The organism is Labrys wisconsinensis, from assembly GCF_030814995.1.
GTDB lineage: Bacteria > Pseudomonadota > Alphaproteobacteria > Rhizobiales > Labraceae > Labrys > Labrys wisconsinensis.
The window spans coordinates 94,020-119,772 of the sequence record NZ_JAUSVX010000004.1; the positions used below are offsets into that span (position 1 = coordinate 94,020).

The 25,753-nt window shown below is 69.2% G+C and carries 28 protein-coding genes; 8 read left to right on the forward strand and 20 right to left on the reverse strand.

Going from position 1 to position 25,753, the window contains the following annotated elements; translation table 11 throughout:
- Positions 1-274: 274 nt before the first annotated feature.
- From QO011_RS13105 to QO011_RS13130, 6 genes are read right to left on the reverse strand one after another with little or no spacing between them, the layout of a single operon-like run.
- On the reverse strand, positions 275-1,135 hold the full coding sequence (locus QO011_RS13105) for an AAA family ATPase (protein WP_307272462.1): 861 nt from the start codon (positions 1,133-1,135) through the stop codon (positions 275-277).
- 24 nt (positions 1,136-1,159) lie between these two features.
- The gene (locus tag QO011_RS13110) at positions 1,160-1,468 is read right to left on the reverse strand and encodes an EthD family reductase (RefSeq protein ID WP_307272464.1); all 309 of its coding nucleotides are present in this window, start codon (positions 1,466-1,468) and stop codon (positions 1,160-1,162) included.
- A gap of 40 nt (positions 1,469-1,508) precedes the next feature.
- Complete coding sequence (locus QO011_RS13115) at positions 1,509-2,516, reverse strand: xanthine dehydrogenase family protein molybdopterin-binding subunit (RefSeq protein WP_307272466.1); 1,008 nt, start codon at positions 2,514-2,516, stop codon at positions 1,509-1,511.
- Positions 2,516-3,886, reverse strand: coding sequence for a xanthine dehydrogenase family protein molybdopterin-binding subunit (locus QO011_RS13120; RefSeq protein WP_307272468.1), 1,371 nt, complete (start codon positions 3,884-3,886; stop codon positions 2,516-2,518). Before QO011_RS13120 ends, QO011_RS13115 begins: the two co-directional genes overlap by 1 nt.
- 10 nt (positions 3,887-3,896) lie before the next feature.
- Entirely contained in the window at positions 3,897-4,388 is a 492-nt protein-coding gene (locus QO011_RS13125) for a (2Fe-2S)-binding protein (RefSeq protein ID WP_307272470.1), read from the reverse strand.
- Positions 4,385-5,266 carry an FAD binding domain-containing protein gene (locus QO011_RS13130; protein ID WP_307272471.1) on the reverse strand — a complete coding sequence of 294 codons (882 nt, stop codon included), beginning with the start codon at positions 5,264-5,266 and terminating at the stop codon, positions 4,385-4,387. The genes QO011_RS13125 and QO011_RS13130 overlap by 4 nt, the downstream gene beginning before the upstream one ends.
- 158 nt (positions 5,267-5,424) lie before the next feature.
- Here QO011_RS13130 and QO011_RS13135 point away from each other — a divergent pair, with 158 nt between their 5' ends.
- The 5 genes from QO011_RS13135 (at position 5,425) to QO011_RS13155 (ending at position 8,983) form a co-directional block, all read left to right on the forward strand.
- Positions 5,425-6,084, forward strand: a complete 660-nt coding sequence (locus tag QO011_RS13135; RefSeq protein ID WP_307272473.1) for a GntR family transcriptional regulator — start codon at positions 5,425-5,427, stop codon at positions 6,082-6,084.
- A gap of 19 nt (positions 6,085-6,103) precedes the next feature.
- Positions 6,104-6,430, forward strand: coding sequence for a YnfA family protein (locus QO011_RS13140; protein WP_307272475.1), 327 nt, complete (start codon positions 6,104-6,106; stop codon positions 6,428-6,430).
- A gap of 109 nt (positions 6,431-6,539) precedes the next feature.
- Positions 6,540-6,764: a hypothetical protein gene (locus QO011_RS13145; RefSeq protein ID WP_307272476.1), complete on the forward strand. Its 225-nt coding sequence runs from the start codon at positions 6,540-6,542 to the stop codon at positions 6,762-6,764.
- Positions 6,765-6,767: 3 nt separating this feature from the next.
- Positions 6,768-8,297, forward strand: coding sequence for a sodium:solute symporter family protein (locus QO011_RS13150; protein WP_307272477.1), 1,530 nt, complete (start codon positions 6,768-6,770; stop codon positions 8,295-8,297).
- A gap of 35 nt (positions 8,298-8,332) precedes the next feature.
- Positions 8,333-8,983 carry a pyridoxamine 5'-phosphate oxidase family protein gene (locus tag QO011_RS13155; protein WP_307272479.1) on the forward strand — a complete coding sequence of 217 codons (651 nt, stop codon included), beginning with the start codon at positions 8,333-8,335 and terminating at the stop codon, positions 8,981-8,983.
- 12 nt (positions 8,984-8,995) lie between these two features.
- On the opposite strand, the gene hmuQ is transcribed toward QO011_RS13155, so the two are convergent.
- From hmuQ to QO011_RS13200, 9 genes are all read right to left on the reverse strand, one after another.
- Entirely contained in the window at positions 8,996-9,328 is a 333-nt protein-coding gene (hmuQ, locus tag QO011_RS13160) for a heme-degrading protein HmuQ (protein WP_307272482.1), read from the reverse strand.
- Positions 9,329-9,358: 30 nt separating this feature from the next.
- Complete coding sequence (locus tag QO011_RS13165; protein ID WP_307272484.1) at positions 9,359-10,345, reverse strand: TonB family protein; 987 nt, start codon at positions 10,343-10,345, stop codon at positions 9,359-9,361.
- Positions 10,342-10,893, reverse strand: coding sequence for an ExbD/TolR family protein (locus tag QO011_RS13170; RefSeq protein WP_307272485.1), 552 nt, complete (start codon positions 10,891-10,893; stop codon positions 10,342-10,344). Before QO011_RS13170 ends, QO011_RS13165 begins: the two co-directional genes overlap by 4 nt.
- Positions 10,890-11,552, reverse strand: a complete 663-nt coding sequence (locus tag QO011_RS13175; RefSeq protein ID WP_307272487.1) for a MotA/TolQ/ExbB proton channel family protein — start codon at positions 11,550-11,552, stop codon at positions 10,890-10,892. The genes QO011_RS13170 and QO011_RS13175 overlap by 4 nt, the downstream gene beginning before the upstream one ends.
- A gap of 8 nt (positions 11,553-11,560) precedes the next feature.
- Positions 11,561-12,010 (reverse strand): hypothetical protein, encoded by a 450-nt coding sequence (locus QO011_RS13180; protein ID WP_307272489.1) that lies wholly within the window; start codon positions 12,008-12,010, stop codon positions 11,561-11,563.
- Positions 12,010-12,804 carry an ATP-binding cassette domain-containing protein gene (locus tag QO011_RS13185; RefSeq protein ID WP_307272490.1) on the reverse strand — a complete coding sequence of 265 codons (795 nt, stop codon included), beginning with the start codon at positions 12,802-12,804 and terminating at the stop codon, positions 12,010-12,012. Before QO011_RS13185 ends, QO011_RS13180 begins: the two co-directional genes overlap by 1 nt.
- On the reverse strand, positions 12,801-13,886 hold the full coding sequence (locus QO011_RS13190; RefSeq protein ID WP_307272492.1) for a FecCD family ABC transporter permease: 1,086 nt from the start codon (positions 13,884-13,886) through the stop codon (positions 12,801-12,803). Before QO011_RS13190 ends, QO011_RS13185 begins: the two co-directional genes overlap by 4 nt.
- The gene (locus QO011_RS13195) at positions 13,883-14,833 is read right to left on the reverse strand and encodes a heme/hemin ABC transporter substrate-binding protein (RefSeq protein WP_307272494.1); all 951 of its coding nucleotides are present in this window, start codon (positions 14,831-14,833) and stop codon (positions 13,883-13,885) included. The genes QO011_RS13190 and QO011_RS13195 overlap by 4 nt, the downstream gene beginning before the upstream one ends.
- A gap of 128 nt (positions 14,834-14,961) precedes the next feature.
- Positions 14,962-17,076, reverse strand: a complete 2,115-nt coding sequence (locus QO011_RS13200) for a TonB-dependent hemoglobin/transferrin/lactoferrin family receptor (RefSeq protein ID WP_307272496.1) — start codon at positions 17,074-17,076, stop codon at positions 14,962-14,964.
- A gap of 379 nt (positions 17,077-17,455) precedes the next feature.
- Between QO011_RS13200 and QO011_RS13205 the strand changes: the two genes are divergently transcribed.
- Complete coding sequence (locus tag QO011_RS13205; RefSeq protein ID WP_307272498.1) at positions 17,456-17,824, forward strand: bleomycin resistance protein; 369 nt, start codon at positions 17,456-17,458, stop codon at positions 17,822-17,824.
- A 22-nt stretch (positions 17,825-17,846) separates the two neighbouring features.
- Here the strand turns inward: QO011_RS13205 and QO011_RS13210 are convergent, their stop codons facing one another.
- Positions 17,847-19,100, reverse strand: a complete 1,254-nt coding sequence (locus tag QO011_RS13210) for an ATP-binding protein (RefSeq protein ID WP_307272499.1) — start codon at positions 19,098-19,100, stop codon at positions 17,847-17,849.
- A gap of 195 nt (positions 19,101-19,295) precedes the next feature.
- On the opposite strand from QO011_RS13210, the gene QO011_RS13215 reads away from it, so the two are divergent.
- On the forward strand, positions 19,296-20,039 hold the full coding sequence (locus QO011_RS13215) for a copper homeostasis protein CutC (RefSeq protein WP_307272501.1): 744 nt from the start codon (positions 19,296-19,298) through the stop codon (positions 20,037-20,039).
- Between the two features lie 49 nt (positions 20,040-20,088).
- On the opposite strand, the gene pglB is transcribed toward QO011_RS13215, so the two are convergent.
- The 4 genes from pglB to QO011_RS13235 all read right to left on the reverse strand — a co-directional run bounded on the left by pglB (position 20,089) and on the right by QO011_RS13235 (position 24,509).
- Positions 20,089-21,417, reverse strand: a complete 1,329-nt coding sequence (gene pglB, locus QO011_RS13220) for a polygalacturonase PglB (protein WP_307272504.1) — start codon at positions 21,415-21,417, stop codon at positions 20,089-20,091.
- A 19-nt stretch (positions 21,418-21,436) separates the two neighbouring features.
- On the reverse strand, positions 21,437-22,240 hold the full coding sequence (locus tag QO011_RS13225; RefSeq protein WP_307273155.1) for a carbohydrate ABC transporter permease: 804 nt from the start codon (positions 22,238-22,240) through the stop codon (positions 21,437-21,439).
- Positions 22,241-22,269: 29 nt separating this feature from the next.
- A complete protein-coding gene (locus QO011_RS13230) occupies positions 22,270-23,166 on the reverse strand; it encodes a carbohydrate ABC transporter permease (protein ID WP_307272505.1) in 897 nt (298 codons plus the stop codon).
- A 74-nt stretch (positions 23,167-23,240) separates the two neighbouring features.
- Positions 23,241-24,509: an extracellular solute-binding protein gene (locus QO011_RS13235; protein WP_370881948.1), complete on the reverse strand. Its 1,269-nt coding sequence runs from the start codon at positions 24,507-24,509 to the stop codon at positions 23,241-23,243.
- Between the two features lie 224 nt (positions 24,510-24,733).
- Here QO011_RS13235 and QO011_RS13240 point away from each other — a divergent pair, with 224 nt between their 5' ends.
- Positions 24,734-25,348, forward strand: coding sequence for a GNAT family N-acetyltransferase (locus QO011_RS13240; RefSeq protein WP_307272509.1), 615 nt, complete (start codon positions 24,734-24,736; stop codon positions 25,346-25,348).
- Positions 25,349-25,753: the final 405 nt, after the last annotated feature.

Genomic DNA, 25,753 nt, shown 5'->3' on the forward strand with positions numbered 1-25,753 from the left:
GGAACAGGGATGGAGCGGTTTGGCGCGACCTGCCTTCTCCACGCAGTGGGGAAGGTGGCCCGACGAAGTCGGGTCGGATGGGGTGTGGCGGGCAGAGCTGCACGCTTTGAAGGCTCTGCATGACTGTCGTGCAAGCCGAACACAATCCCAGACCCGCCCGCCACACCCCATCCGACCTTGCTTCGCAAGGCCACCTTCCCCGCTGCGCGGAGAAGGCTTTCATGTCGCGGCTCCGGCATCCTCCGGACGCGCGGACAGGTGGCGCCCGTTCCCATCACACCCCGGCCTCCTCCAGGATCCGCGTCGCCTCGCGCAGCATCAGGTCGAAATCCTCCTGGTCCTTCACCAGGAGTCCGAGCGAGCGGCGCAGCGCCTCCGGCCAGGCCGTGCCGTTTGCGGCGAGCGCTGCCGCCCCGCGCGACCAGTCGATGCTCTCGGAGACGCCTGGCTTCTTCAGCAGCGGCAGGCGGCGCGCCCCGCCGACTGCCGCCACCAGGCTGGTCGCAGCACGCTCGGGCAGGGACGGATTGTGCAGGCGGACGATCGCCGCCTCCCGCTCGGGCGCGGGATAGTCGATCCAGTGGTAGAGACAGCGCCGTCTCAGCGCCTCGTGCAGCTCGCGCGTGCGGTTGGAGGTCAGCACGGCCAGCGGCCGCGTCGTCGCTTTCAGCGTGCCGCGTTCGGGGATGGTGATCTGGCCCTCGCCCAGGAATTCCAGGAGGAAGGCCTCGAAGGCGTCGTCGGCGCGGTCGATCTCGTCGATCAGCAGCACGCATTGGGCACCGGCGCGCAGCGCGGCCAGGAGCGGGCGCTCGATCAGGTAGTCGTCGCCATAGAGCGCCTCCAGCGGCCCGGCCTGGTGGGCGCGGATCGCCAGGAGCTGGCGGGCATGGTTCCATTCGTAGAGCGCCTGGCCGGCATCGATGCCATCGTGGCATTGCAGGCGGATCAGCCGGCGGCCGAGCATGGCTGCCAGCGCCTGCGCGATCGAGGTCTTGCCGACGCCCGGCGCGCCCTCGACCAGCAGCGGCTTGTCGAGGGCGAGCGCCAGCTGCACGGCCGTGGCCGTGCCCTCGTCGGCGATGTAGCCGGCGGTAGCGAGGCCCTCGACCAGCTCGGCGAAGGAGGGGGACATGCTCCGGCCTCCCGGCTCGCCGGTTCAGAACTGCGGATGCTCGACGGTGAGGACGTGGAAGCGCGAGGCGCAATTGGCCGCGGCGTCGGCGCCCGCGGCCTTGCCCTCCGGGCTGCCCATGCCGGCGAGGCGCGCCTCGTCGCTGTCGTACCACATCTCGTTGACCGCATCGGCGCCCATCCGGTCCGCCCCGGACGCCAGCACGTTGATGGTGTAGCGGCGCAGGCCCGGAATCCTGCGGGCCAGCGGCGCGTGATGGTTCAGCAGCCAGTCGGCGAAGGCCTCGGGCGAGGTCTCGTCCTTGCGCTTGAGCAGCGAAATCACTTTCAGCATCGGAGGCTCCTGTCGGGTTTTTCCAGAGTGAAGAGGGGCGTCACGCGGCCTTCCGCTTGGCCAGGATGCCGCGCAACACCCGCTCGGGCGTGAACGGCATCTCGTCCATGCGGGCGCCGCAGGCGTCGAAGATGGCATTGGCGATGGCCGGGATCGGCGAGTTGGCGGTCATCTCGCCGATGCCCTTGGCGCCGTAGGGGCCATTCGAGGCCGGGCGCTCGATGATGACGCTGGTCATGGCGGGCGTGTCGGCCGGCCCCGGCATCAGGTAGTCCTGGAAGTCGAGCGGGCCGCATTTGCGGTCGGGGTAATAGGGCTCGGTGGTCTCGTAGAGCGCGTGGCTCACCCCCATCCAGGCGCCGCCGCTGATCTGCTGGTGCACCATGGCCGGGTTCAGCGCCCGGCCGACCTCGTAGGCGTTGATCAGCGACACCACCCGGACGATGCCGGTCTCGTCGTCGACCTCGACATCGGCGATGGTGCAGGCATGGGCCTGGCAGGAGTCCGGGTCCATCTTGCCGGTCTCGGGATCGGGGAAGCTGCGCTCCTTCATCCACATGCCGCGGCCGGAAATGGTACGCGCGTGCTTGAAATGCGCGGCAAGGGCGAGGTCGACCAGGCCGATCGCCTTTGCCGGCGCGCCCTTGACCTGGATCTTGCCCTTGTGGTCGGGCTCGAGGTCTTCGGCGTCGACCTCAAGCTCCAGCGCCGCGACCTCCATCATCACCTGCCTCGCCTCCTTGGCCGCCGCGATCACGGCATTGCCGATGCGGTGGGTGCCGCGGCTGGCGAAGGTGCCCATGCAGTGCGGGCCGGTGTCGGTGTCGGCGGTGTCGACCATGATCGCCTGGTAGGGCACGCCGAGCGTCTCGGCCGCGATCTGCGAGATCACGCTCTTCAGGCCCTGGCCGAGATCGACGCTCGACAGCGTCACCACGAAGGAGCCTGTCGTGGTGGCATGGATCAGCGCCTGGGAGGGATCGCCGCCGAGGTTCATGCCGGTGGGATAGTTGACGGCGGCAAAGCCGCGGCCCCTCAGGATCGCCATCACAAGCCTCCCCGGTGCAGCGACGACATCGCCCGGAAACGCTCGCCCAGCTCGACGCCCGCCGCCTTCGCCGCAACCTGCATCACCTCCACCAGCGCCGCGCCCTCGACCTTTTTCTGGTGGGCTTTCATGTCGCCGTCGCGATAGGCGTTGAGCATGCGCAGCTCCAGGGGATGCAGGCCGAGCCGCCGGGCGATCTTGTCCATCTGGCATTCCAGGGCGAAGTCGCCGATGGTGACGCCGAAGCCGCGCATGGCCGAGGAGGGCGTGCGGTTGGTGTAGACGCAATGCGCGTCGACCCAGACGTTCGGGATCGAATAGGGCCCCGGCATATGCGCCGCCGCCTTGGTGGTGCCGTAGGGGCTGTGCCTGGAATAGGCGCCGGCATCGACATAGAGCGTCACCTTGCGGGCGATGATGCGCCCGTCCGCGGCGACGCCATCCTTGACGATGATGCGCTCGGCCGCCCGGGGCGAGGAGACCTGCATCTCCTCCGCCCTGGTATAGGCGAACTTCACAGGCCGCCCCGTCAGCATGGCGCCGATGGCGGCGATCGGCTCGACCATGACGTCGACCTTGCCGCCGAAGCCGCCGCCGACCGTGCCGCCGACCACCCGCAGCTTGCCGAACGGCACGTCGAGGATCAGCGCCGCATTGTCGAGGGTGAAGAAGCAGGCCTGGGTGTCGGAATGGATGGTGAGGCGGCCATTGCCCTCGGGCACGACGATGCAGCCGGTGGTCTCGGTCGGCGCATGCTCGATCGGCGACGACTGGTAGCGCTCCTCCAGGATGAAGTCGGCCCGGGCGAAGGCCTTGTCGACATCGCCGAAGCGCACGCGCCGGCAATGATGGCCCTCGTAGACGAAATAATTGGTGCCATGCGGCTTGATGACCGGCGCGCCCGGCTTCAGCGCCTCCTCGACGTCGAAGACGGCCGGCAGCCGCTCGTAGGCAACCTTGACCTTGGCCGCGCCCTCGGCCGCCGCCTGCGGGCTGTCGGCGAGCACGGCCACGACCTGCTCGCCCCTGTAGAGCACCCGGTCCTCCGGCAGCACCGGCTCGTCGTTCGGGCCGACGCCGATCAGGCGCAGGATCGTGTACCAGTTGCTCGGCACGTCCTGGTGGGTGAGCACGCGCACCACGCCGGGGACGGTCAGGGCCGGGGCGACGTCGACGCTGCGGATGAGGGCATGGTGATGCGGGCTGCGCACCATCTTCAGGTGCAGCATGCCGGGGAAGCGCCGGTCCTCGTAATAGGCGGTCCGGCCCTGGACATGGGCGCGGGTGTCGACGCGCTGGTGCGAGGTGCCGACCACGGCGACCGCATCGTCGCGCTCGCCGGCGAAGAAGCTCTTGTCGATATGCTCCATGGCGGCGCCCTCACGCCGCCCGGCGGTCGAGGGCGCGCAGCCGCGCGGCGGCGTCGAGCACCGCGTCGACGATCGCCTCGTAGCCGGTACAGCGGCAGACATTGCCCGAGATCGCCGCCATCGCCTCCTCGCGCGAGGGCGAGAGCGTGCGGTCCAGCAGGCCCTTGGCCGCCATGATCATGCCGGCATTGCAGAAGCCGCACTGGGTGGCGAAGCCCTCGTAGAAGGCCGCCTGGATCGGGTGCAGCACCTCCCCGTCCGCCAGCCCTTCGATGGTGGTGATCGCGCCGCCGTCGACGAGCTCGGTCAGGGTGCAGCAGGCGAGGACGGGCGTGCCGTCGATATGCACGGTGCAGGTGCCGCAAGTGCCGCCCTCGCAGCCGGCCTTGGCGCCGGTGAGATCGAGAGCATCGCGCAGCGTGCGCAGCAGGGTGGTGCCGGGCCTGACCAGGATCTCCTGGACCTGGCCGTTGACGATGATGGCGACGGGCTGGGACTTCATTCCGGGCTCCCCGAGGTTTCGCCGAGCAGGGCGCGACGCACATGCACCGGCAGCACCTGCCGCCGGTACCAGGCGCTGGCATAGGCGTCGTCGACCGGGCGGATATCGGCCCGCGCCGCTTCGCCGGCCGCCCGGACCGTCGCCTCGGTCAGCGGCCTGCCGGCGAGCGCCGCCTCGGTCAGCGGCCTGCCGGCGAGCGCCGCCTCGGTCAGCGGCCTGCCGGCGAGCGCCGCCTCGGCCGAGGGCGCGCGCAGCGGCCGCGGCCCGACGCCGCCGAGGGCGATGCGGCTCGCCCTCACCGTGCCGTCCTGGATGTCGAGCAGCGCCGCGACGGTGACGATCGCCGCCGAGTTGTGGGTGCGCCGCATCGCCTTGCGGAAGCGCAGGGCCCCGGGTGCCGGCAGGGTGAAGCGCAGATGGGTGACGATCTCGCCCTCGTGCCGCTCGGCGAGCCAGGCCTCCAGCCTGCGGGTCGCCGATCCGGCGGGGCCTTCGGTCGTGACGCTGGCGTCGAGCGCCAGCAGCGCCACCGCGAGGTCGCCATAGGGGGCGGGCGCGAACAGGTTGCCGCCGACCGTGGCCGAGTTGCGCAGGGTCGGGTGGCCGATGGCTGAGATCACCGGATGCAGCGCCGCCAGCGCCGGCTCGCGCCCGATCGCCGCGAGCCGCACCATGGCGCCCAGCGTCACGCGGTCCTTGCCGATCCGGATGGCCGAAAGTCCGGAGCGGTCGAGGCTGACGAGCGTCCTCAGGCCGCTGGTGCCGGCATTGACCGCCGGGATGATCAACGTGCCCCCCGCGAGGATCGCGACCTGCCGGCCCTTCAGCGACGGCAGCGCAAGCCTGGCGGACTGCGGGCGCGCCACAGCCTCCAGCATGGGTTCCCTCCGAATCGAGTCCTGTTGGACTTCTGATTGATCATCGATTATCGATAATTTTTGCGACCTGTCAACGTGGGCTCCGCGGCGCTGGAAAGCCTTCGATTCCCGCCGCGAATCGCGTCATGACAGGGCGTGCAACCAAAGGCATTTCGTCGATGAGCGTCGTCCGCGTCACCTTCCGCGAGCAGGTCAAGGACACGCTGATGCGCCGCATCGTCGACGGCACCTATCCGCCGGGCACGCGGCTGATCGAGCTGAAGCTCGCCCGCGAGTTCGGCGTGTCCCAGGCGCCGGTGCGCGAGGCGATCCGCGAGATCGAAACGATCGGCCTCGTCCTCTCCCAGCCGCACAAGGGCGCCGTGGTCGGCGATTTTGCCGCCCGCGTCGACGAGGCCTACACCGTGCGCGGCGCGCTGGAGGAGGCGGCGACGCGCCTGGCGGTCGGGCGGCTCGGCGACATCGCCGCCCTGCAGGCCGAGGTCGACGCCATGGCCGATGCCGCCACGCGCCGCGACATCGAGGCGCTGAAGCACCACAGCGTCGCCTTCCACCGCCTGATCGTCGAGGCCTGCGGCAACCAGCTCCTGGCCTCGATCTGGAACTCGCTGCAGATCGAGACCCGCACCACGCTGACGCTGCTGCACCCGGACCTCGACCTGATGCAGGCGGCGTTGTCGCACCAGCCGATCGTCGATGCCATCGCCAGCGGCGACAGCGAGCGCGCCGCCCGCGTCGCCCGCGAGCATCAGGCCTATTTCGAGGAGGCGACGGCCCCGCGCCAATCGGCACCGGCGCCGAAGGCGGCGGGCGCCTGAGCCGGAGAGGGAGCAGCCGATGCGGACGGTGCTGATCTATGCGGCCGCCGCCCTGGCCGAGATCGGCGGCTGCTTCGCGGCCTGGGCTTGGCTGCGGCTGGGCAGATCCGTCTGGTGGCTGGCGCCGGGCCTCGCCTCGCTGGCGCTGTTCGCGTTCCTGCTGACCCTGGTCGACAGCGCCGCGGCCGGGCGGGCCTATGCCGCCTATGGCGGCGTCTACATCATCGCCTCGCTGCTCTGGCTCTGGGGCGTCGAGGGCGTCAGGCCGGACCGCTGGGACATGGCCGGGGCTGCGATCTGTCTGGCCGGCGCCGCGGTGATCCTCTGGGGACCTCGCCCGGCCTGAGCCGGACACCGCGTCGGGCAAATCACCCATCCCTCCGCGGGCAGTTTGCCGAGGCAGTGCCGCACGTCCGCCGCTAGGGTCGGAAGGGTCGCCAGCCGGAGCGCCGGGAATGCACGCACGCCTGCCCGCCGTCCTCTACGCCTGGTTCGCGATCGACCTCCTGCTCGCGCTGGCCCCACCGTTACACTGGGCGCTCAGCGGCAGCGCGCCGGTGCTCGGCGTGCCGAGGGTGCTGCTCTACCTCTTCGGCACCAGCGCCTTCATCGCGGCGAGCGTCGTGACGGCCTATCTCTGCGATCCCTCGATGCGGGCCGCGGATCGGGAGCGGCGCTGAGCCATGGGCATGGTCATCACCTATGGCGCCCTGGCCTCGTTCTTCGCCGTCGTCGTCGCGATCCTGCAGCGCTCCTACGTCGCGGACCGCGACTTCAGCGACTTCACCGTCGCCGGCCGCTCGTTCGGCGGCTTCTACCAGGCGATGGCCTTCCTCAACACCTATCTGCCCGGCACGGTCTTCATCAGCATCGTCGGCTTCGTCGTCGGCAAGGGCGTGCTCGGCATCGGCATCTTCTCGATCATGCTCGCGCCGGTGGTGATGTACCTGATGGCGCATCGGGTCTGGACCTGGGGAGCGGCCTACGATCTCAAGACCCAGCCCGATCTCATGGCGCTGCGCTTCGAGTCCCGCGCCATCCGGATCATCGCCGCGCTGATCGGCGTCGCCGGGCTGTTCCCCTGGATGGTGCTCGGCATGCAGTCGCTGGGCGCCGTGTTCCACGCGCTCTCGCTGGGCCATCTCGGCTTCACGACCTCGGTCATGCTGGGCGTCGTGGTGATGACGGTGCGCCAGGTCTGGACCATCCGCATGGGCATGCGCGGCATCGTCATCTCGGACCTGTTCCAGGGCATCGTCGCCTATGGCCTGGGCAGCGTGCTGCTGGTGATCGTGATCGTCTGGCTGGTCCTGCAGGGCACCACGCTGTCGTCGGTTCCGTCCGAGCACTTCGACCTGCCCGGGCCCGGGACGCCGGTGCCGCTGCTGTTCTTCTCCCTCGGGCTGCTGCCCTTGCTCTGCAGCCTGTGCTGGCCCGACCTTTTCGTCCGGCTCTACACCGGCTCGGGCGTCGGCAGCGTCAAGCGCTCCTCGGCCTATTGCGCGCCGATCGCCCTTGTCTTCCTCGTCGGTCTCTATCTCATGGCCTTGCTGGCATCGGGGCGTCCCGATATTGCCGCCGCGCCGGACTCGGCCTGGTTCACGCTTGCCGAGGCGGCCGGCGGCCCCTGGCTGCTCGGCCTGGCGGGTGTCGTCGTGTTCGCGGCCTCGATGGGCAATATCGACGCGACCGTGCAGTCGAGCGGGGCCCAGATCGCCAACGACGTGCTGGGCGCCCTCGGCCGCGACGGGCGCCGGATGGGCCAGCGCGCGCTGATCCTCACCTCGCAGGTCGCCATGGCGGCGATCACCGTTGCCGCGGCGCTGATCGCCTGCCTGCCGCTGCCCAGCCTGTTCAGCATCGCGCTGCTGGCGTTCCAGATCATGGTGCAGCTGTCGGTGCCGCTCTATTTCGGCATCTTCACCAAGTTCGGCAACCGGCAGGGCGCCATCGCCGCCATGCTCGCCGGGATTGCCGTGGTGGGCGTGCTGCAGTTCCTCTGGCCGATCGGCATTCCCTGGGCCTATGGGCTGACCTCGGGCGCCGTCGCGCTCGTGGTCAATGCCGCGGTCTATGTCGGTGCCGGGCTGCTGCTGGCGCGCACGGCCGACGAGCAGGCGAGGCTCGATGCCCTGTTCGCGGTCGCGGCAAGGCCGGCGATGACGCCCGGCCGTGCCGGCGCCGCGGATCCGGCGGCGGTCGGTGCCGAGTGAGCCCCGGTGCCCGGCCCGGACATGGGAGAGGGACGATGAGCGATCTCTACGGCCCGAGCCATCGCCGGTTGCAGGACGAGCACGACACCACGCGCCTGGCGGATCGGCTCGAGGCGCTGGCCCATGTCGAGATCCCGCCGGACGAGCGGGCTTTCATCGAGAGCCGGCCGATGGTCTTCCTCTCGACCGTCGATCATCGCGGGCGGCCGACCGTGTCCTACAAGGGCGGTGCGCCCGGCTTCGTCCGCGTCCTCGACGACAACCGGCTCGTATTCCCCAGCTATGACGGCAACGGCATGTTCCTGTCGCTCGGCAACATCGCGGCCAATCCTGAGATCGGCATGCTGTTCATCGATTTCGAGCGCCCCCGGCGGCTGCGCCTGCAGGGGCGGGCGGCCCTGCTCCGCGACGACCCGCTGCTGGCCTCCTATCCCGGCGCCCGGATGCTGGTGCGGGTCGATCCGGAGCAGGTCTTCGTCAATTGCGGGCGCTATATCCACCGATCGGCCGGAAGCCGGCTGTCGCCGCACATTCCCGATGCGGGCGGATGCCAGCCGTTCCCGGCCTGGAAGCGGATCGATATCTTCGGCGACGTCCTGCCGGCCGCCGACAGCCGCCGCGTCGCCGAGGCCGGCGGGCCGATCACGGTCGCCGATTACCCCGGCGAGGACGACCCGCCGGGGTGAGGGCGCGGGACGTCAGGCCGCGTCCTGGACCCGGGGCAGCGTCGTCTGGATCACCTCGAAACCCTCGAACACGGGATGCCCTGTCGTCAGCGAGGGGCCTTTGCCGGCGTCGCGATGAGCGAGGCGGAAGGCTTCCGACTTGGTCCAGGCCTCGAAATCGGCCTTGTTGCGCCAGATCACATGCGAGGAATAGAGCGTGTGGTCCTCGCGCTCCGGCCCGCGCAGCAGGTGGAACTCGACGAAGCCGGGCACAATGTCGATATGCACCTCGCGCTGGCGCCAGACGCTCTCGAACTCGGCTTCGCAGCCTTTCTTCACGGTGAAGCGGTTCATGGCGATGAACATGGGGTGGGTCCTTTCCGGGGTTGTGACGAGTTAGCGGAATTTCTGTTCGAACGGCAAGACGGCGGCATAGGTGCCGCCCGGCGGTGGCGGGAGCGAAAGGCTCTGCATGGTCGAGACCGCCCGCTGGTCGAACACCTGGTCGCCGGAGCTGCGCGAGACCCGGCTCGATACCACGCTGCCGTCCGCGGCGACGCGGAAGGCGATCAATGCCGTCAGCCGGGCGGTGCCGACGCTGCGGAACCGGCTCTGCGCTCTCGCACGGACGAGCCTGCCATATTCCTGCTGGGTCGCCCCGGCGGCACGGGCGGTCGTGCTGCTGCCGATGTCCGACGGCGCGCCGCCGACCACCCGGGTCGAGCGCGTCGTGGGGCGCAGCGCTGCCAGGGTCGGCTTGGCCGGCTCATGCTCGCGCTTGGCCGCGGGCGGCTTTGGCCTGGGCGTCGGTTTTGCCGGCCTCTCGACCGGCCGCGCCGGCGGCGGCGTCACCGCTGCGACGGTGGTCGCCGTCTCGGCGGTCGTGGTCACCACCGGCTCGACCTCCACCGGCGCCACCGCCTGCGCCTGCAGCTCCGTCGGCGCCTCCTCGGGCGCTTGTTGCTCCACCGCCTGCGCCATTTCGGTCGGCGTCGTCTCGGGAGGCGGCGGCTGCTCGGCCGTCTCAGCCGGCGCCGCCTTGGTCGGTGGCGTTTCCGCCGCGACCTCCGTCGGCGGGGTCTGCGTCGCCGCCTGCGCTGTCACGGCTTCCTCGGTCTCGACCGGCTTGACCTCGCTGGTCTCGCTGCTGGTCAGGGCCTCGTCGACGCTGGCAGTCTCGACGCTTTCGAGGGATGGATCGACCGGCGTCGGCGCGACCTCCGGCACCGGCGCGAGGGAAGCCTCGATCGGCCGGTCGTTGCGCGTCTCGGTGCCGGCCGGCACGACCGACAGCGTCAGGGCCAGCGCCGCATGCGCCAGCGCCGAGACCACGATCGCGACGGGCCTGGCGTCGCGCAGCGCCCAGGTTCCGCTCCCGCTCATGGCGCCGATGTCGCCGCCGGCTGCGGCGCCGGAGCCGGCGCGGCGCCCGCCTGTGCCGGCGGGCCGCCAGGGGGGGGCTGCCCCGGCTGGCCGGCGGCGGCCTGCCCGGGCTGGCCGATGAAGGCGATATGTGCCGCGCCGGCCTGGCTCAGCGCCGACATGGTGTCGAGCACGCGCTGGTAGGGCACGCTGGCGTCGGCGCGGATATGGGCGGTGAGGTCCGGCCTGGCGGCGACGCGGGTCCGCACCGCCGCGGCCAGGGCCTCGGGTGCGACCGCATCGCTGCCGAGATAGACCGTGCCGTCGCTGCGCACGCTGACGATCAGCGGCTCCTGGCGCTGCTCGACCGGCGGCAGGCCCTGCGTCTTCGGCAGGTCGACCTTGACGCCGGCCGCCAGCATCGGCGCGGTGACCATGAACACGATCAGGAGCACCAGCATCACGTCGACGAAGGGCGTGACGTTGATCTCGGCCACCGGATGGTGGCCGGCCACCGGGCGGTGGCCGCCTTCGCCCGCGTCGTCGAAGGAGAGGAGGGGGCCGCTCATTCCGCGGCCGCCCGGAACTGCGGCGGCACGCCATGGGCCGCGGCGATGGCCTGCGCCTCGTCGCGGATCGCCGCGTCGAAGGCCCTGGCAAGGCCGGTCATGCGCGTGCCCAGCCGGTTATAGGCGATGACGGCCGGGATCGAGGCGACCAGGCCGAGCGCCGTGGTGAACAGCGCCTCGGCGATGCCGGGCGCCACCGTGGCGAGGCTGGTGTCGTTGGCGCCGGCGATGGCGGCAAAGCTGTTCATCACGCCCCAGACCGTGCCGAACAGGCCGATGAACGGCGCCACCGAGGCGATGGTCGCCAGCACCGACAGGCCGGCATCGGCGCGGGTCAGCAGCTCGTTGCCGGCCTCGCGCATCGCCCGCTCGATGCGGGCGCGGTACTCGCCGCCGGTCTCGCGCGGGATCTCGACGCGCGCCGTCTCGCGGGCGCGGGCGACGATGCTGCCGGCGAAGGCGGCGTGCGAGGCGAGGCCCCGTCCGGCCGTGGCGCGCAGGGCCCGGCGCAGCACGCCCTGGCGCCGGGCGGTCTCGAAGGCCAGCGCCCAGCACAGCACCGAGGACAGCACCAGCGTCAGCATCACGCCCTTGACCACCGGGTCGGCGCCGAGCAGCAGGGCCGTGGGCGAGAGGTGGGGAGAGAGAACGGGATCCATCGGGAGCCTCACTTGAAGAAGCGCGGGCCGGCGCGCGAGGTCAGGGTCGCCGTCTCCAGGCAGGCGGCCGGCGCGCCGTCCCCGGCGAAATGGCAGGCGGGCATGTCGTTGAGCAGCACGCTGCCGATGGCCTCGCAGCCGAGCGCGGGCACGTCGAAGATCTTGACGATGGTCTTGGACGCCGCGACCGGGCCGAGGTCGACGGCGAGCCGCCGCGCCACCACGCCGTCGGCTCCGAACACGACGAGGTCGGCCTTCAGCGTCTCGGCGCGGGCGGCGTGGCCGTTGGTCACCACCATGGTGACGCGGCAGGCCCCGTCCTTGGCCTCGAGCTTGTTGAGGTCGAGGGTCAGCGTCTCGGCGGCCGCGGCCGGGGCGGCGGCGAGCGCCAGGGCCGCGAAGGCGGCCGGCAGGCCCAGCGCCCGGGGATTGCGTCGGTGGTGATGGAATACGGGCATCAGGCGGCCTCGGTCTGCGGCAGGGGATGGATGATGGCTCGCCCGCCCGCGCCGGCCGTGCCGACGACGACCTTGAACACGCGGGCGACGAGGCCGGGGGTGAGCGTGGCCGCGACCGGGCCGTGCGCGGCCAAGCGCCCGCGCTCCAGCACCAGCACCTCGTCGGCATAGATCGAGGCCAGCGCCAGGTCGTGCAGCGTCACCACCACCGTGCCGCCGCCGGCGGCCACGGCGCGGGCCTGGGCCAGGATCCGGTGCTGGTGCTCGGGGTCGAGGCTCGCCGTCGGCTCGTCCAGCAGCAGGAGATGCGGCGCGCCCGCCCGGATCCGGTCGAAGAGCTGGGCGAAGGCCTTGGCGAAGGCGACGCGCTGGCGCTCGCCGCCCGACAGGGTCGGGACGCTGCGGCCGGCCAGGGCGCCGATGCCGGCTGCCGCGAGGCCGGCCGCCACCGCCTCGGCATCGTTCACGGCCCGCGGCGTGCCGGCATGGGCGATGCGCCCGAGCGCCACCACCTCGCGCACGCCATAGCCGAAGGGACAGTCGAAATGCTGAGCCATCAGGGCCCGGCGCTCGGCCAGCGCGCGGGGCGGCGCGCCGAGGCAGGACAGCCCGTCGAAGGCCACGCTGCCGCGGGCGGCGATCATGCCGGCGATGGCGGCGAGCAGCGTGGTCTTGCCGGCGCCGTTCGGGCCGAGCACGGCGAGGACGCGGCCGGGGGCGGCGGCGAACGAGACGCCGTCGACCAGCCTGCGGCCGGCGCGCTCGACGGTGACGTCGGCGAGGGCGAGGCTCATGCGCGCGCGCTCCGCGACTGCAGCAGGGCCAGGAAGAACGGCGCGCCGATCAGGCTGGTGACGATGCCGATCGGCAGCTCCGCCGGTGCGACGAGGATGCGCGCCACCACATCGGCCAGAATCACCAGGATGGCGCCGAGCAGGGCCGAGGCCGGCAGCACGAAGGGATGGCGGTGACCGCCGAGGAAGCGCACGATATGCGGGGCGATCAGCCCGACGAAGCCGATCAGCCCGGTGAAGGCGACCGAGGCGCCGGTGCAGAACGCCCCGGCCGCGATCACCACGCGCTTCAGCCGCCTGGTGTCGACGCCGGCGGCGAAGGCATCGCCCTCGCCCAGGGTGAAGGCGTCGAGCGCTCGCCCGCACCGGGCGAGGACCAGGCCGGCGACCAGCACCACCGGCCCTGCCGCCAGGGCGTTGATCCAGCCGATGCCGCCGAGGCTGCCCATCATCCAGAACTGGATCGACCTGAGCTGGTTGTCGTCGGACATGGTGATCAGCACGCCGACCAGCGCCGCCACGAAGGCATTGACGCCGATGCCGGCGAGCAACAGCCGGCCGATCGAGACCTGGCCGTCCGCCTCCCGCGCCAGCCGGTAGACCAGCACCGTCGTCGCGGCGCAGCCGAGCGAGGCGGCGACCGGCAGCGTGTAGACGCCGAGCAGGCCGAGCGCCCCGGCGCTCGCATGGTGCCACAGCACGATCACCGCGACGGCGGCCAGCATCGCGCCCGAGGCGGGGCCGGTGAGGCCGGGATCGGCGAGCGGGTTGCGGAACATTGCCTGCAGGCTGGCGCCGGCGAGCGCCAGCCCGGCGCCCACCAGCCCGGCCATCGCCACGCGCGGCAGCCGGATGGTGAGGACGAGCGAGCCGAGCCCGTCCGGCCGGCCTTCCAGGATCGACAGCCAGGACGCCGCCGGGATGCCGACGCTGCCGATGCCGGCGGCGAGGAGGATGGCGACAGGAAGAGAAAGCACCAGCACCGCCAGGACGAGCCTCTCCCGCACCGCCACGTCAAGCGGGCGCGCCGCGCCGACCCCCGGCGAGGACGACAGGAGCCCGGTCTCGCCCGCGGCGCTCATGGCGCGAAACGCTCGGGATGGATGCGCCGGGCCAGGCGCTCGATCTCGTCGGCCGTGGACGGGCCGAAGCTGAACAGCGTCGTCATGTCGACGGCGGCGAGCCGGTCCGGCTTGCCGGCGAAGGCCTGCTCCAGCCCGCCCGCCTGCAGGAAGGCCTGCGCGCCGCCGGCCTTGGCGATGACGTCCGCGCCGGTGACGATGAAGTCCGGCGGCGAGGCGGCCAGGACCTCGCGCGACACCGGCTTGAATCCCGGGAAGTCCAGCGGGTTGACGCCGCCCGCCAGCGCGAAGGCGGCATTGACCAGGTCGAGCTTGCCGGCCGCCAGCAGCACCCCGCCGTCGGCGGAGCGCACGAACACGATCGTCGGCCGGGTGGCGACGCCCTTCAGCCGCTCGGCCAGCGCCGTCATCTTGCGCGACACCGTCTGCGCCAACGCCTCGGCTTCGGCTTGCCGGCCGATGAGGGCGCCGATGCGCCGGACCTTGGCGGCGATGCCCTCGCCGTCGAGGTCGCCCTCGACCAGCTCGACCCTGAGGCCCGTGCCGCGGAGCTGCTCGACCGCCGGCTGCGGCCCGAGGTCTCGGTTGGAGATCAAGAGGTCCGGGCGCAGCGACAGCACGCCCTCGACCGAGATCTGGCGGAGATAGCCGATCGAGGGCAGCGCCCGCACGGCGGCCGGCGTCTGCGAAGTGGTGTCGACGCCCTTGACGGCCTCGATCCCGGCCAGCGCCACCACGGTCTCGGTGACATCGGATCCGGCGCAGACGATGCGCGAGGGGACGGCGGCACGGGCGGCCCCGCGCCCGGCGAGGAACAGGGCGGCCGCGCCGGCGAGGACGGCGCGGCGCGAGAGGGGGGACGAGGCGCGACGCCAACCGCTCCCTTCCCCCTTGCGGGGAAGGGTAAGAGATGGGGGTGGTGCAGGTGTTGCTGTGCCATTGGCCAAGCTCTCCGCCCGAATGGGAGCGGCATGCGGGCACAACGGCACAGGGAGTGCCTCATCCTGCCCGACCCCCACCCCGCAAGGGGGAGGGGATCGACCGGCGTCGAGCCTCTCATCCAAAGCCTTCGTCATCACTTCGCCGCCAGCTTGACCTGCAGGGAGAACTTGACCGTCAGGCCGGGGGACGTCGAAGCGTCGAGATATTGCCTGTACTTGCGGTCGAAGAGGTTGTTGACGCTCAGCGCTGCCGAGCTCCACTCGTTGTACTGGTAGGTCGAGAAGAGATCGACCAGGCCATAGCCACCGGCGGGGGGGAAGGCGATGGGGTCGGCGGGGTCCCCGGAGCTGGAGTCGACCAGCGTCCAGCGGCCGCCGACCGTCAGCGCGTCGTCGAGGAAGCGGAAGCCCAGCGTCGTCGAGATCCGGTCCGGCGGTACCGAGTGCAGTGGGCCGCCCGTGACGTCGTTCTTGCCGTTGGTGTGGGTGGCTGCGATCGAGACGAAGCCGCGTTGCCAGTCATAGGCGCCTTCCAATTCCACGCCGGAAATGGTGGCCTTGGCGACGTTGACATATTGCTGCGACTGGATCGGGAAGCACAGAGAGGGCCTGACCGCGCACACGCTCACCGGCATGCCCGGGATGAACGGCACGAGATAGGGATCGCCCACCCCGACCATGTCGATGAAGTCGTCGATCTTGTTCTGGAACACCGTCGCCTTGGCACGGAAGCGGTCGCCGTCGAACAGGACGTTGTCGTACTTGGCGTTGACGCCGCCTTCGAGGTTGTGCCCGACCTCCGGCCGCAGGTCGAGGTTGGGCAGGATCCGGAAGGCCGGGAAGGGGTGCGTGCCGCCGATCAGCGTCTCGGTCACCGATGGGGCGCGGTAGCCTTCGGCATAGGTTCCGTAGAATTCCAGGCCCTGGATCGGCGTGATGCCGACGGTGATCTTGGGCGAGAGCCGGTCGCCGTCCGCCTTGTAGGAGCCGCCCTTCAGCGAATAGCTGTCATAGCGCAGGCCGCCCAGGACCCGGAGCCAGTCGCCGTAGCGCACCTCGTCCTGGATGAAGCCGCCGAACAGGGTGCGATTGCCCGAGGGCGTGAAGGCACCGATATAGCCGCCGGCATTGTCGACGACCTCGACCTCGTCCTTCGCGCCGTCGAGGCCGTAGGTGAGGGTGTGGTCCAGCACCGAGGTCGAGAAGCGCATGGTGTTGGAGAGGTCGAAGCCGTAGGTGTTGATCCGGTCCGACAGCTTGTCGCCCGGCTGGACGCCGAGCGCGATATAGGTCGCGCTCGGCTCCAGCATGGTCTGGACGTTCTTCGTCTGGGTGAAATAGGCCTTGGCGCTGAGGTCGAGCCACCAGATCTCCGGCCGCTGGAAGCGATAGCCGATGGTATAGGTGGAACTGTCGACATCGTTGTGGATGCGCGAGCCCGCGCCGCTGGCGCCGTTGTTGGTATAGTCGAAGTTCTGCACCAGGGCGCTGAGGCTGATGGTCTGGCCCTCGGCCGGGCGGAAGTTCGCCTTGAATAGGCCGCCGAGGATCTCCTGGCCGCTATCTGCCACCTTCTGGCCGGCGCCGTTGTCATAGGCGTTGGTGTTGCGGTAGACGAACTGGCCGTAGAAATCCGCCACCGTGCCGTAGCGCGCCGCCGCCGAGGTGCTGGAGACGACGCCGGCGCCGTTGGTGCCGATGCCGATGTTTTGCATCACGCCGTAATTCTCGTCGTCGGTGAGGATGTCGTCGATCGTCTTGGTGGAGAGCGACACCACGCCGCCGATGGCGCCGGAGCCGTAGATGTTGGCGATCGGGCCGCGGGTCACGTCGGCCTGGCCGATGAAGTCCGGGTCGAGATAGAACGAGCCGTTCGGGTTGTGGCCGGAGATCTGGTAGTCCTGCCGGGCCCCGTCGACCAGCACGTTGACGCGGCCGAAATCCTGCAGGCCGCGGATGTTGACGGACTGCATCGGGTCGTTGGACACGTTCTGCGAGCTGACGCCCGGAATATCCTTCAGGATCTCCGACACGCTGCCCGGCTGGATCTGCCTGATCTTCTCGCCCGTCACCACGCTGGCGCCGCCGAGCACGTCGATCGCCTTCTCCTCCGTCTTGGTCGCCGTCACCGTCACCGCGTCGAGGATGATCTGCGAGCCGTCGGGCTGGGCGGTCTCTGCCGCGGCGGCCGTCGGCGCAGCCTGCTGCGCCAGAACCGGTCCGGTGCCGGCGACCAGGAGAGCCGTCATCGAGACGGCGGCAAGATGAAATGCACGCAAACGGCTAGCGAATATCATAAGAGGGACCCCAACCCAGCTTAAAGCCATTCAAAACTGCGGTGATTTTGCAATTGAACTTGTCGAAACCACCCGAAAGGCCTACACAGCGGAGGGTCTGGGCGAATAGAACTCGCGAGTCAAGGAATTTATAAAGTATTACAATGCTTTAGAATGTGCAGTTTTGTTCAGTTCCAATCTGCGAACATTACGCAGGCGCAGTTTTGAAGTATTCTATTCTCAACGAGAGGCATGTGATGGAAGGATCGAGAGGCCGCCGGGGCGGCGCCGGGTGCCCGGCGTCGGCAGTCCGCGACACCAGGGCCGGGGGATGCCCGGGCGGGAGGCGCGCATGATCATGCCGCCGCGCCTGACCGCCTCCGTGCCGACGCTGGCCTCCCTCAGCTTCGACGAGACCATCGCCTTCTACGAACGGCTCGGCTTTTCCGTGCAGTTCCGCGACCTCGGCCTGCTGGGCCTGGCCCGCGACGGCGTGCGCCTGCATTTCTGGCTGACCGGCAACCGGCGGGTGCCGCAGAGCACGAGCTGCTGGATCGACGTGGTCGGCATCGACGCGCTGTTCGATCTCTTCGCCCCGCTCGGCGTCATCCATCGCCGCGGCCGGCTGCAGACCAAGCCCTGGGGCATGCGCGAGTTCGACGTGGTCGACTGCCACGGCAACCTCATCCGCTTCTGCGAGCCGGCGACGGAGGAGGTCTAGAAGGGCGGGCGCGGCAGAGAGGTTACATGGACCACAAGCAGGAGATGGGGATGGCGTGAATGTCTTCGTCGAAAGGTGTGATCCGATCATGGTCATGCAGGACGAGGCCTCGCACGAACCGCTCGCCTGTCGCTTCCTTCAATCGCCTCAACCCTTTGAGGTCCTGTGGTCTGACGGTTGCAGACGCTTTGACCTCAATGCCAACGACGCGGCCGCGGCGATCCTCGATCACGAGGTCGACCTCGTCCTGGGCCCGGGTTCGGAAATGCGACATCGTCAGGGACCGCTCCGACCAGCCGGCCAGCTTGACAATCTCCGAGATGACGAAGCTCTCCAGGATGGGTCCGAAGCGCGTTCTGTCGGCGCGAACCTGGTCGGCGTCGGTTTCGCGTAGGGTCGCCAGCAAGCCCGAGTCCAGGAAATGCAGCTTCGGCGTCTTGACGAGTCGGCTCAGGCGGTTGGTCGACCAGGGCGGCAGCGTCCGCACGAGGAACATTCGCTCAAGGATGGCGACATATTTCTGCGCGGTGACACTCGAAAGCGCCAGGGCAGCGCCGAAGCTGGAATGGTTGACCAGTTGTCCGGCGTGTTCGGCCAATATGGTGAGCAGTCGCGGCAGACGATCGAGCTGGTCGATATTGGCGATGTCGCGGACATCTCGATCGAGGATCAGCGCTGCATAGTCCTCGAACCAAGCTCGGCGGCGAGCCGCCGTCGCTCGTCGGATTGCCTCGGGATAGCCGCCGCGCAACACCATCTCAACGAGGTCGTCGCCGACGACCGGCTCGCCGGTGATCGCGATGTCTTCGCGGAAAATGCGCTCCAGGAAACGTCCTGGCGTCCGGAAGAGTTCTGTCTGCGCAAATGGTAAGAGTGAAATGACCTCCATACGCCCCGCCAGCGAGTCGGCAATCGTCGGCAGTGCGACGAGGTTGGCTGATCCGGTGAGCAGGAATCGTCCTGGTTCCTGGTCGCGGTCGACGCTCTCCTTGATCGCCAGCATGAGTTCGGGCGCGCGCTGCACCTCGTCGATCACGGCGCGCTTGACGCCACGGATGAACCCGACGGGATCGGCGCGCGCCGCCCCGAGAGTCGCGGCATCGTCGAGCGTGAGGTACGGTCGATCCGGACCGGCGAACTGCCGGGCAAGCGTGGTCTTCCCGGCTTGGCGCGGGCCGGCGATGAGGACGACCCGAGTATCTGAGAGGGCGAGCTCGACCCTTGGCCGAACGCGGCGCGGTATCAGGGGAGGGCTCGTGGAGGCAGTGTGAGACATTTGGCTAATTTTAAGTGCGCTCTCGGCTAATTTAAAGCAGGGCGATGGCCAACTTCTAACGCCAACCGAGTTGCGCTTCAACCCACGAGCCAGATGTCGTCGCTGGCATCGTCTGGAAGATCGAAAAGCGCGGCTCGCCAACGCGCCTTCTCTCCGCTATGCCCGGACGCAGTCGTCTTCATCGTGGACATGATCATGCCCCTCCTCGAGATCTGCATCGACAGCGTCGCCGGCGTCACCGCCGCGGTCGAGGCGGGCGCGGCCCGGGTCGAGCTTTGCGCGGCGCTGATCGAGGGCGGCATCACGCCCTCCATCGGCATGGTGCGCCAGGCCGTGGCCGCGGCGGCCGGCCGGGTCAAGGTGCACGTCATCATCCGCCCGCGCGGCGGCGACTTCCTCTACGACGAGGCCGAGTTCGCCGCCATGCTGGCCGACGTCGAGGCGGTGAAGGCGGCCGGCGCCGACGGCGTCGTCATCGGCCTGCTCGACGCCGAGGGCGGCATCGACACGGAACGCAGCGCCGCGCTGATCGCCCGGGCGCGGCCGCTGTCCGTCACCTTCCATCGCGCCTTCGACGTCTCGCGCGATCCCTTCGCCGGCCTCGATGCCCTCATCGGCCTCGGCGTCGACCGGTTGCTGACCTCGGGCCAGGAGCCCGGCGTGCTCGAAGGCGCGCCGCTGATCCGCGCCCTGATCGCGCGCGCCGCCGGCCGCCTCGTCGTCATGCCGGGCGGCGACATCACGCAGCGCAACGCCGCCCGCATCCTGGCCGAGACTGGGGCGGCCGAGATCCATTTCGCCGCCTTCGAGCCCGGCGTCAGTGCCATGCGCTGGCGCAACGAGGCGGTGTTCATGGGCGGCGCCCTACGCCCGCCCGAATACGACCGGCCCGCGACGACCGCGACGGCGATCCGGCGGGTGGCGCAGGCGGCGGGGTAGGGCCTCCGGCCCGGATTGCTGCCGGATCGGCGGCGTTGTCCAGCGGGCCTCACGGCTTCTCGGGCTCGTCCGCGACGATCGCCATGTCCCGTGGGGTCCACCCCTGTGGGAGAGGTGCGGGCCGCTCGAAGCGGACCTGGTCGATCACCAGGTCGGTGACATGGCACGAGAACAGCGCCGGCAGGCCGCCGGGATACGGCATGAGGCCGACGACCTCTCCGGAGGCATCCTTGACATAGGCATTGGCACGGCCCTCCGCGCCCGGCGGTGGTGCCACATCGAACCGGGTCGGCCTCAGATCATAGCGCCTGCCGGTGCCGAGGGCGCCCGGCCGCTGCGCAAGCGCGACACGCCGCAGCACGGCGCCGGAGATGCCCGCCCGGCGTTCGGCGATCAGGGTCACCGCGCCTTCCATGACGCCGGAAATGTCTTCGAACACGACGTCGCAGATCGATCCGGCCGGCCGATCGGGAACGCGGTCGAGGACGTTGACGGTGATGGCCTCGCCCGAGCCCCAGAAGCCGTCCGGTGTTTCCGAGCACTCCACCGCGATGCGCCGGAAGGCGACCCGGGAGATCGCGCCCCCGTCGCGCGAGAACAGGCCGAGCGCGCGGTTGGACCCGACCACTGCGCAGTCGCGGAACGAGATGTCCGCGATGTCCGCGTATGTCTCGGTGCCGATCTTCAGCGCGCAGCTCCGGCTTTCGATCCGGCACCCGAAAACCCTGACATCGCGGCACGGCCCGATCGGCACGCCATTGGCGCGCCGGCTGGTCTTCAGCACGATGCCGTCATCGGCGGTCGCGATCACAGCATCGCGGATCTCGACGTCGACGCAGGAGTCGATGACGATCCCGTCGGTGTTGGGCATGCGCCGGTCATTGTCGATGGTCATGCCGGATATCCGGACGTCGCTGCAGCCAGCGAGGTGCAGCGTCCACATCGGCGATTGCCGGATGACGAGGCCGCTCAGGCGGACGCCGTGGCATCCCTCGAAGACCAGCACGCGCGGCCGAAAGCGAGCCGGCTCGTGGGTGCCCATGTCGGCGAGATCGCCGGCGATGAAGGCCGCGCCCGGCGCCTCGATCATCCCCGGCCCGGAGATGCTGACGCTCTCGGCCTGCCTCGCGACCAGCATCGCCCGGTCGGAGCCCTCGGCGACGATGTCGACGCAGGTCTCGCGATAGGCGTCATAGTCCCCGGCCGGCCTCAGGATCGCCCCGGCCGCCAGATGCAGGTCCGTGCCGGAGCGCAATGTCAGGCCACGCGTCTCGTGCACGCCCGGGGCCAGCGTCAGGCGGGTGCCCAGGGCGCCGGCGCGGTCGATCGCGCGCTGCAGGCGGTCCGTCGCGTCCCCGTCCGCAGCCTCCAGGATCATGCCCCGATGCCTCTCCGCATCACTTCGCTGCGCCCGCCGTCAGGCCTTCGATGAACTTCCGCTGGAAGATCAGATAGGTGACGATGAGCGGCGAGATCACGATGACCGCACCGGCGGTCAGCACCGGGGTGTTGACCGTATACCGCCCCTGGAAGAACAGCATGCCGAGCGGCAAGGTGCGATAGGCGTCGTCGTTGACTAGGATCAGCGGGATCAGGAACTCGTTCCAGGTCCAGATGAACAGGAACAGGGCCAGGGTCGACAGGGCGGGCATCATCAACGGCAGAATGACCCTCAGGAGAATGTACCGGCGCCTGGCGCCGTCCAGCAAGGCCGCTTCCAGGATCTCCCTGGGAAGAAGCCGCATCGCATTGGCCAGGAACAGCGTCGCGAACGGCATCGACATCGCGACCTGCGGCACGATGATGGCCGCATAGGTGTTGATCAGGCCGAGATAGCGCATCTCGTAGTAGAGCGGGATGATGAAGGCCTCGGTCGGCATCATCATGCCGATGGTCAGGATCGCGAAGGCGGTGCGCCGGAAGGGGAAGCTGAGGAAGGCGAAGGCGAACCCGCTGAGGATGCCGAGGACGAGGCTGATGACGACGACCGGAATCACCACGATGATGGAGTTCCAGAAATAGACGCCGAAATGCCCGTCGATCCAGGCATGCACGTAGTTCTCGACATGGGGGTAGGCCGGCAGCGCGAAGGCGCCGCGGAGCACGTCGGGCTGGCTCTTGAGCGAGGTCAGAACCAGGAGCGCGAAGGGAACGACGGCCAGGACGGCGAACAGCCAGAGCATGAGGCGAAGCGGCAGCATCGACCCGCTGGTGCCGGCGGAGGAGGCCGTCACGGCGCCTCTCCTTCGTCGGCCGCGCGGACGAAGCGATGGATCGCGTAGTTGACGATGAAGATGAGGATGGCGCCGATGATCGCGACGGCCGCGGCATAGCCGAACCGGCTGAGCTCGAAGCCGAGCTGATACATGTAGATGTTCGGCACCAGCGTGGCGTTGGCGGGCCCGCCCCGCGTCATCGTGAAGATGAGGTCGAAGCTCTTGATCGAGGCGATGACCGTGAGCAGCAGGACCACCCGGATTTCGGGCACGAGCAGCGGCAGGATGACATAGAGGAAGGTCTGCCAGGGCCTGGCCCCGTCGACCCGCGCGGTATCGAACAGCGCCGGATCGATGCGCTGCATGCCGGTCAGGAAGATCACCATGCAAAAGCCGAAGAAGTACCAGCTGGCCACAACGCCGACCGCCGGCAGGACGAAGGTGAAATCGCCCAGCCACGGCAGGGAGAACCGCCCGAGGCCGACCAGCCTCAGCACCTGGTCGATCGGACCGAAGGCGGGATTGTAGAGCCAGGCCCAGATGATGCCGAGGACGGCGGTCGGCATGATATAGGGCATGAAGAAGAAGGTGCGCAGGGCGAGCTGCTCCCTCTGCCTCAGGGGCCATACGGCGGCGGCGAGGATGATGCCGGCGGCGAGCGGCACGACGCAATAGAACAGCATCAGGACCGCGTTGTTGCGCAGCGAGATGTAGAAACGGCTGTCCGAGAACAGCTTGATGTAGTTGTCGAGCCCGACCCAGGTCGGCAGGCTGAGGCCGTTCCAATCGGCAAGGCTCAGCCCGAGCGCCGCAAGGATCGGGACGAACACGAAAGCCGCATAGACCGCGAGCGCAGGCAGAACGTAGACGATGTTGCCGCGGGCCGGACCATCGAGCACGGAGCGATTCATGCAGCCCTCTCGCAAGCCTTGTCGCGCCACGGCCGTCCGTCGAGGGGCGGCCGTGGGCTTGGTGAGAGGCGCTGCTATTTCTTGCCCTTGAGATAGGCCTGATAGTCCCCATCCAAGGCATCGACGAAGGCCTCGGGCGTCTGGTCGCCGGCAAGCAGATGCGGCGAGTTGTCGTCGATCGTCTTCAGCATCGTCGGGCTCGCCCAGTCGGGATAATGGCCGAGCGCATCATTGGCGTTGATGGTCTTCCACATCGCGATGCCCTCGCTCAGGAGCGGCGTCAGGGTCACCTTCGCATCCGCCGGGAGGGCGGTGGCCGGGAAGTAGCCCGCGTTCGCCCAGGTCGCCGCGGCCTTCTCCGAGACCATGTAGTCGATATAGGCGCCGGCCAGATCCTGGGTCGCCTGGTCCTTGCCGAGACTGGTGACGGCCCAGGCCAGATCGACGCCGCCGACGGTCATCGGCTTGGAGATGCCCTTGGGCGCCGGCACCGGCATGAAGTGGATATCGGGATTGTGCTGCATGTCGCCGAAATACCAGGTGCCGGAGATCAGGAAGGCGCCCTGGCCGGATACGAAGAGCTGCACGGCATCGTCGGATGAAATGCCCTGGAATCCCGGAAAGAAGTAGCCGTCCTTGGCCCAATGCTGCACGAGCTTGGCCGATTCGACGTTGCCGTCGGTCTTCCAGGTGCCGCCGCGGCCGTAGATCAGGTCATCGAGCGTCGCCCGTTTGCCGGCATCGATATGGGCCTGGCTGATCGCGGCGATCATGTGGAGGGCCAGGTGCTGCTTCGAGGTGCCGATCATGAAGGGCACGGCACCCTTAGCCTTCAAGGCATCGAGAGCCGCGACGAAGTCGTCGAAGGTGTTCGGCACCGCAATGCCGGCATCGTCGAGGATCTTCTTGTTGTAGTAGAGGCCGACCATCTCGCCCAGGCCGGAAATGCCATAGGTCTTGCCCTGGCCGAACTGGCCGGTATCGGACCAGCGGTCCCGCGCCAGCACCGAATCGGATTGCCGCTTGTCCCAGCCGTACTTGGCGATATAGGCGTCGAGCGGCAGGAGCAGCCCCTCCTTGACCATCGCCCCCATGTCGCCGGCGCCCTGGTTGACCTTGGTCACCACGGGGCCGTTGCCCGCCGAAACCGCAAGCTTGAGCGTCAGCTTCATGTCGTCGAAGGTGCGCGCGGTGCGCGTGATCGTGACGCCCGGATGCGCCGCTTCGAACTCCTTGTTGAGCTGCTGGATGACGGCGCTCTGACCTTCGAACGTCAGGTCATCCCAGACTGCCAGCGATTGCGCGTGCGCAGCGGTCGACAGCGTCAGTCCGGCGGCTGCCATGGCAGCGATCGCCCATTTCGGCGTGGCGACTGAAGCGAAACCTAGAATCGTCTTCGACATTGACCTTCCCCCTTGCTGCGTGGTGCCAGCTGTTGTTAGAGCTTTCAGAGCAGTATGGACGAATTCCCTGCGATTTGTAACGATGCGGATTTGTAGATGTCAGCGTATTCTATAGTTGAGCGACTCGGAGGACAAGACCGGGTCTTGAGCGGGCGGGATATACGATGGTCGAACTTGTCACCGATCGCCACATTCGTCAGGCAACTGAAGAAGACAGACGCGCACTCTTCGACATCTGCCTGAGAACGGCCGACGGCGGAGACGACGGCAGCGAGCTCTATAGCGATCCGAGATTGCCGGGTTATGTCTGGGCGGCGCCCTACCTGACATGTGCGCCGGCCTTCGCCTTCGTGCTCGTCGGCGGCGGCCGGGTGCTCGGCTACACCCTCGCCGCGCCCGATACCGCGGCCTTTGCGGAACGGCTCGAACAGGCGTGGTGGCCGCGGGTTCGTCGCGATGTCGCCGGGCTCGTGCCGACGCGCCCGGGCGACGCCGCCATCCTCGAGCATATCGCCCGGCCGGACCCGTGGCCGGCCTGGCTCCTCGCGGACTATCCCGCCCATATGCACATCAACATTCTCGCCGACGCCCAGTCCGCCGGTTGGGGACGCAGGATGATCGCGGCCGGGCTCGCGGCCTTGACGGCGGCGGGCATCGCCGGCGTGCATCTCTGGCTCGACCCGAGGAACGAGCGCGCCAAGGGCTTCTATCGCCACCTCGGCTTCGAGGACGTCAGCCGCGACGGGCACGTCATCTTCGCCACGAGGCTCGATGTCTGACGGGTTCGCCGCACCTAGGCAGAGCTTCGCGGATAGGAACACAGTTCCGGTCTGCGAAACTCTGCTTAGGCGTCGTCCGGGAAAAGCCGCGTCGAACGCGACGCTGGCCAATCCCCTCCCCCAAGCAAGTCGGATGTTTCCGACTTGCCATGCTGGTGGCCGATCTCGGGAACACCCGAGATCGGCGGGGAGGGGTACGGGGTGGGGGGCGTGCGGAGTGAGGTGGATCGACCTGAAAAAGAGCATCTTGTAACGCGCGCTGCGCTCAATTCTGGTGGACCCCCAGCCCCTTACCCCTCCCCGTCGCAAGTCGGATGTTTCCGACTTGCTCACTGATGAGCCCATCTCGCGAACACCCGAGATGGGTGGGGAGGGGAGCGGCAAGCGTTGCATGCTCATCGACAA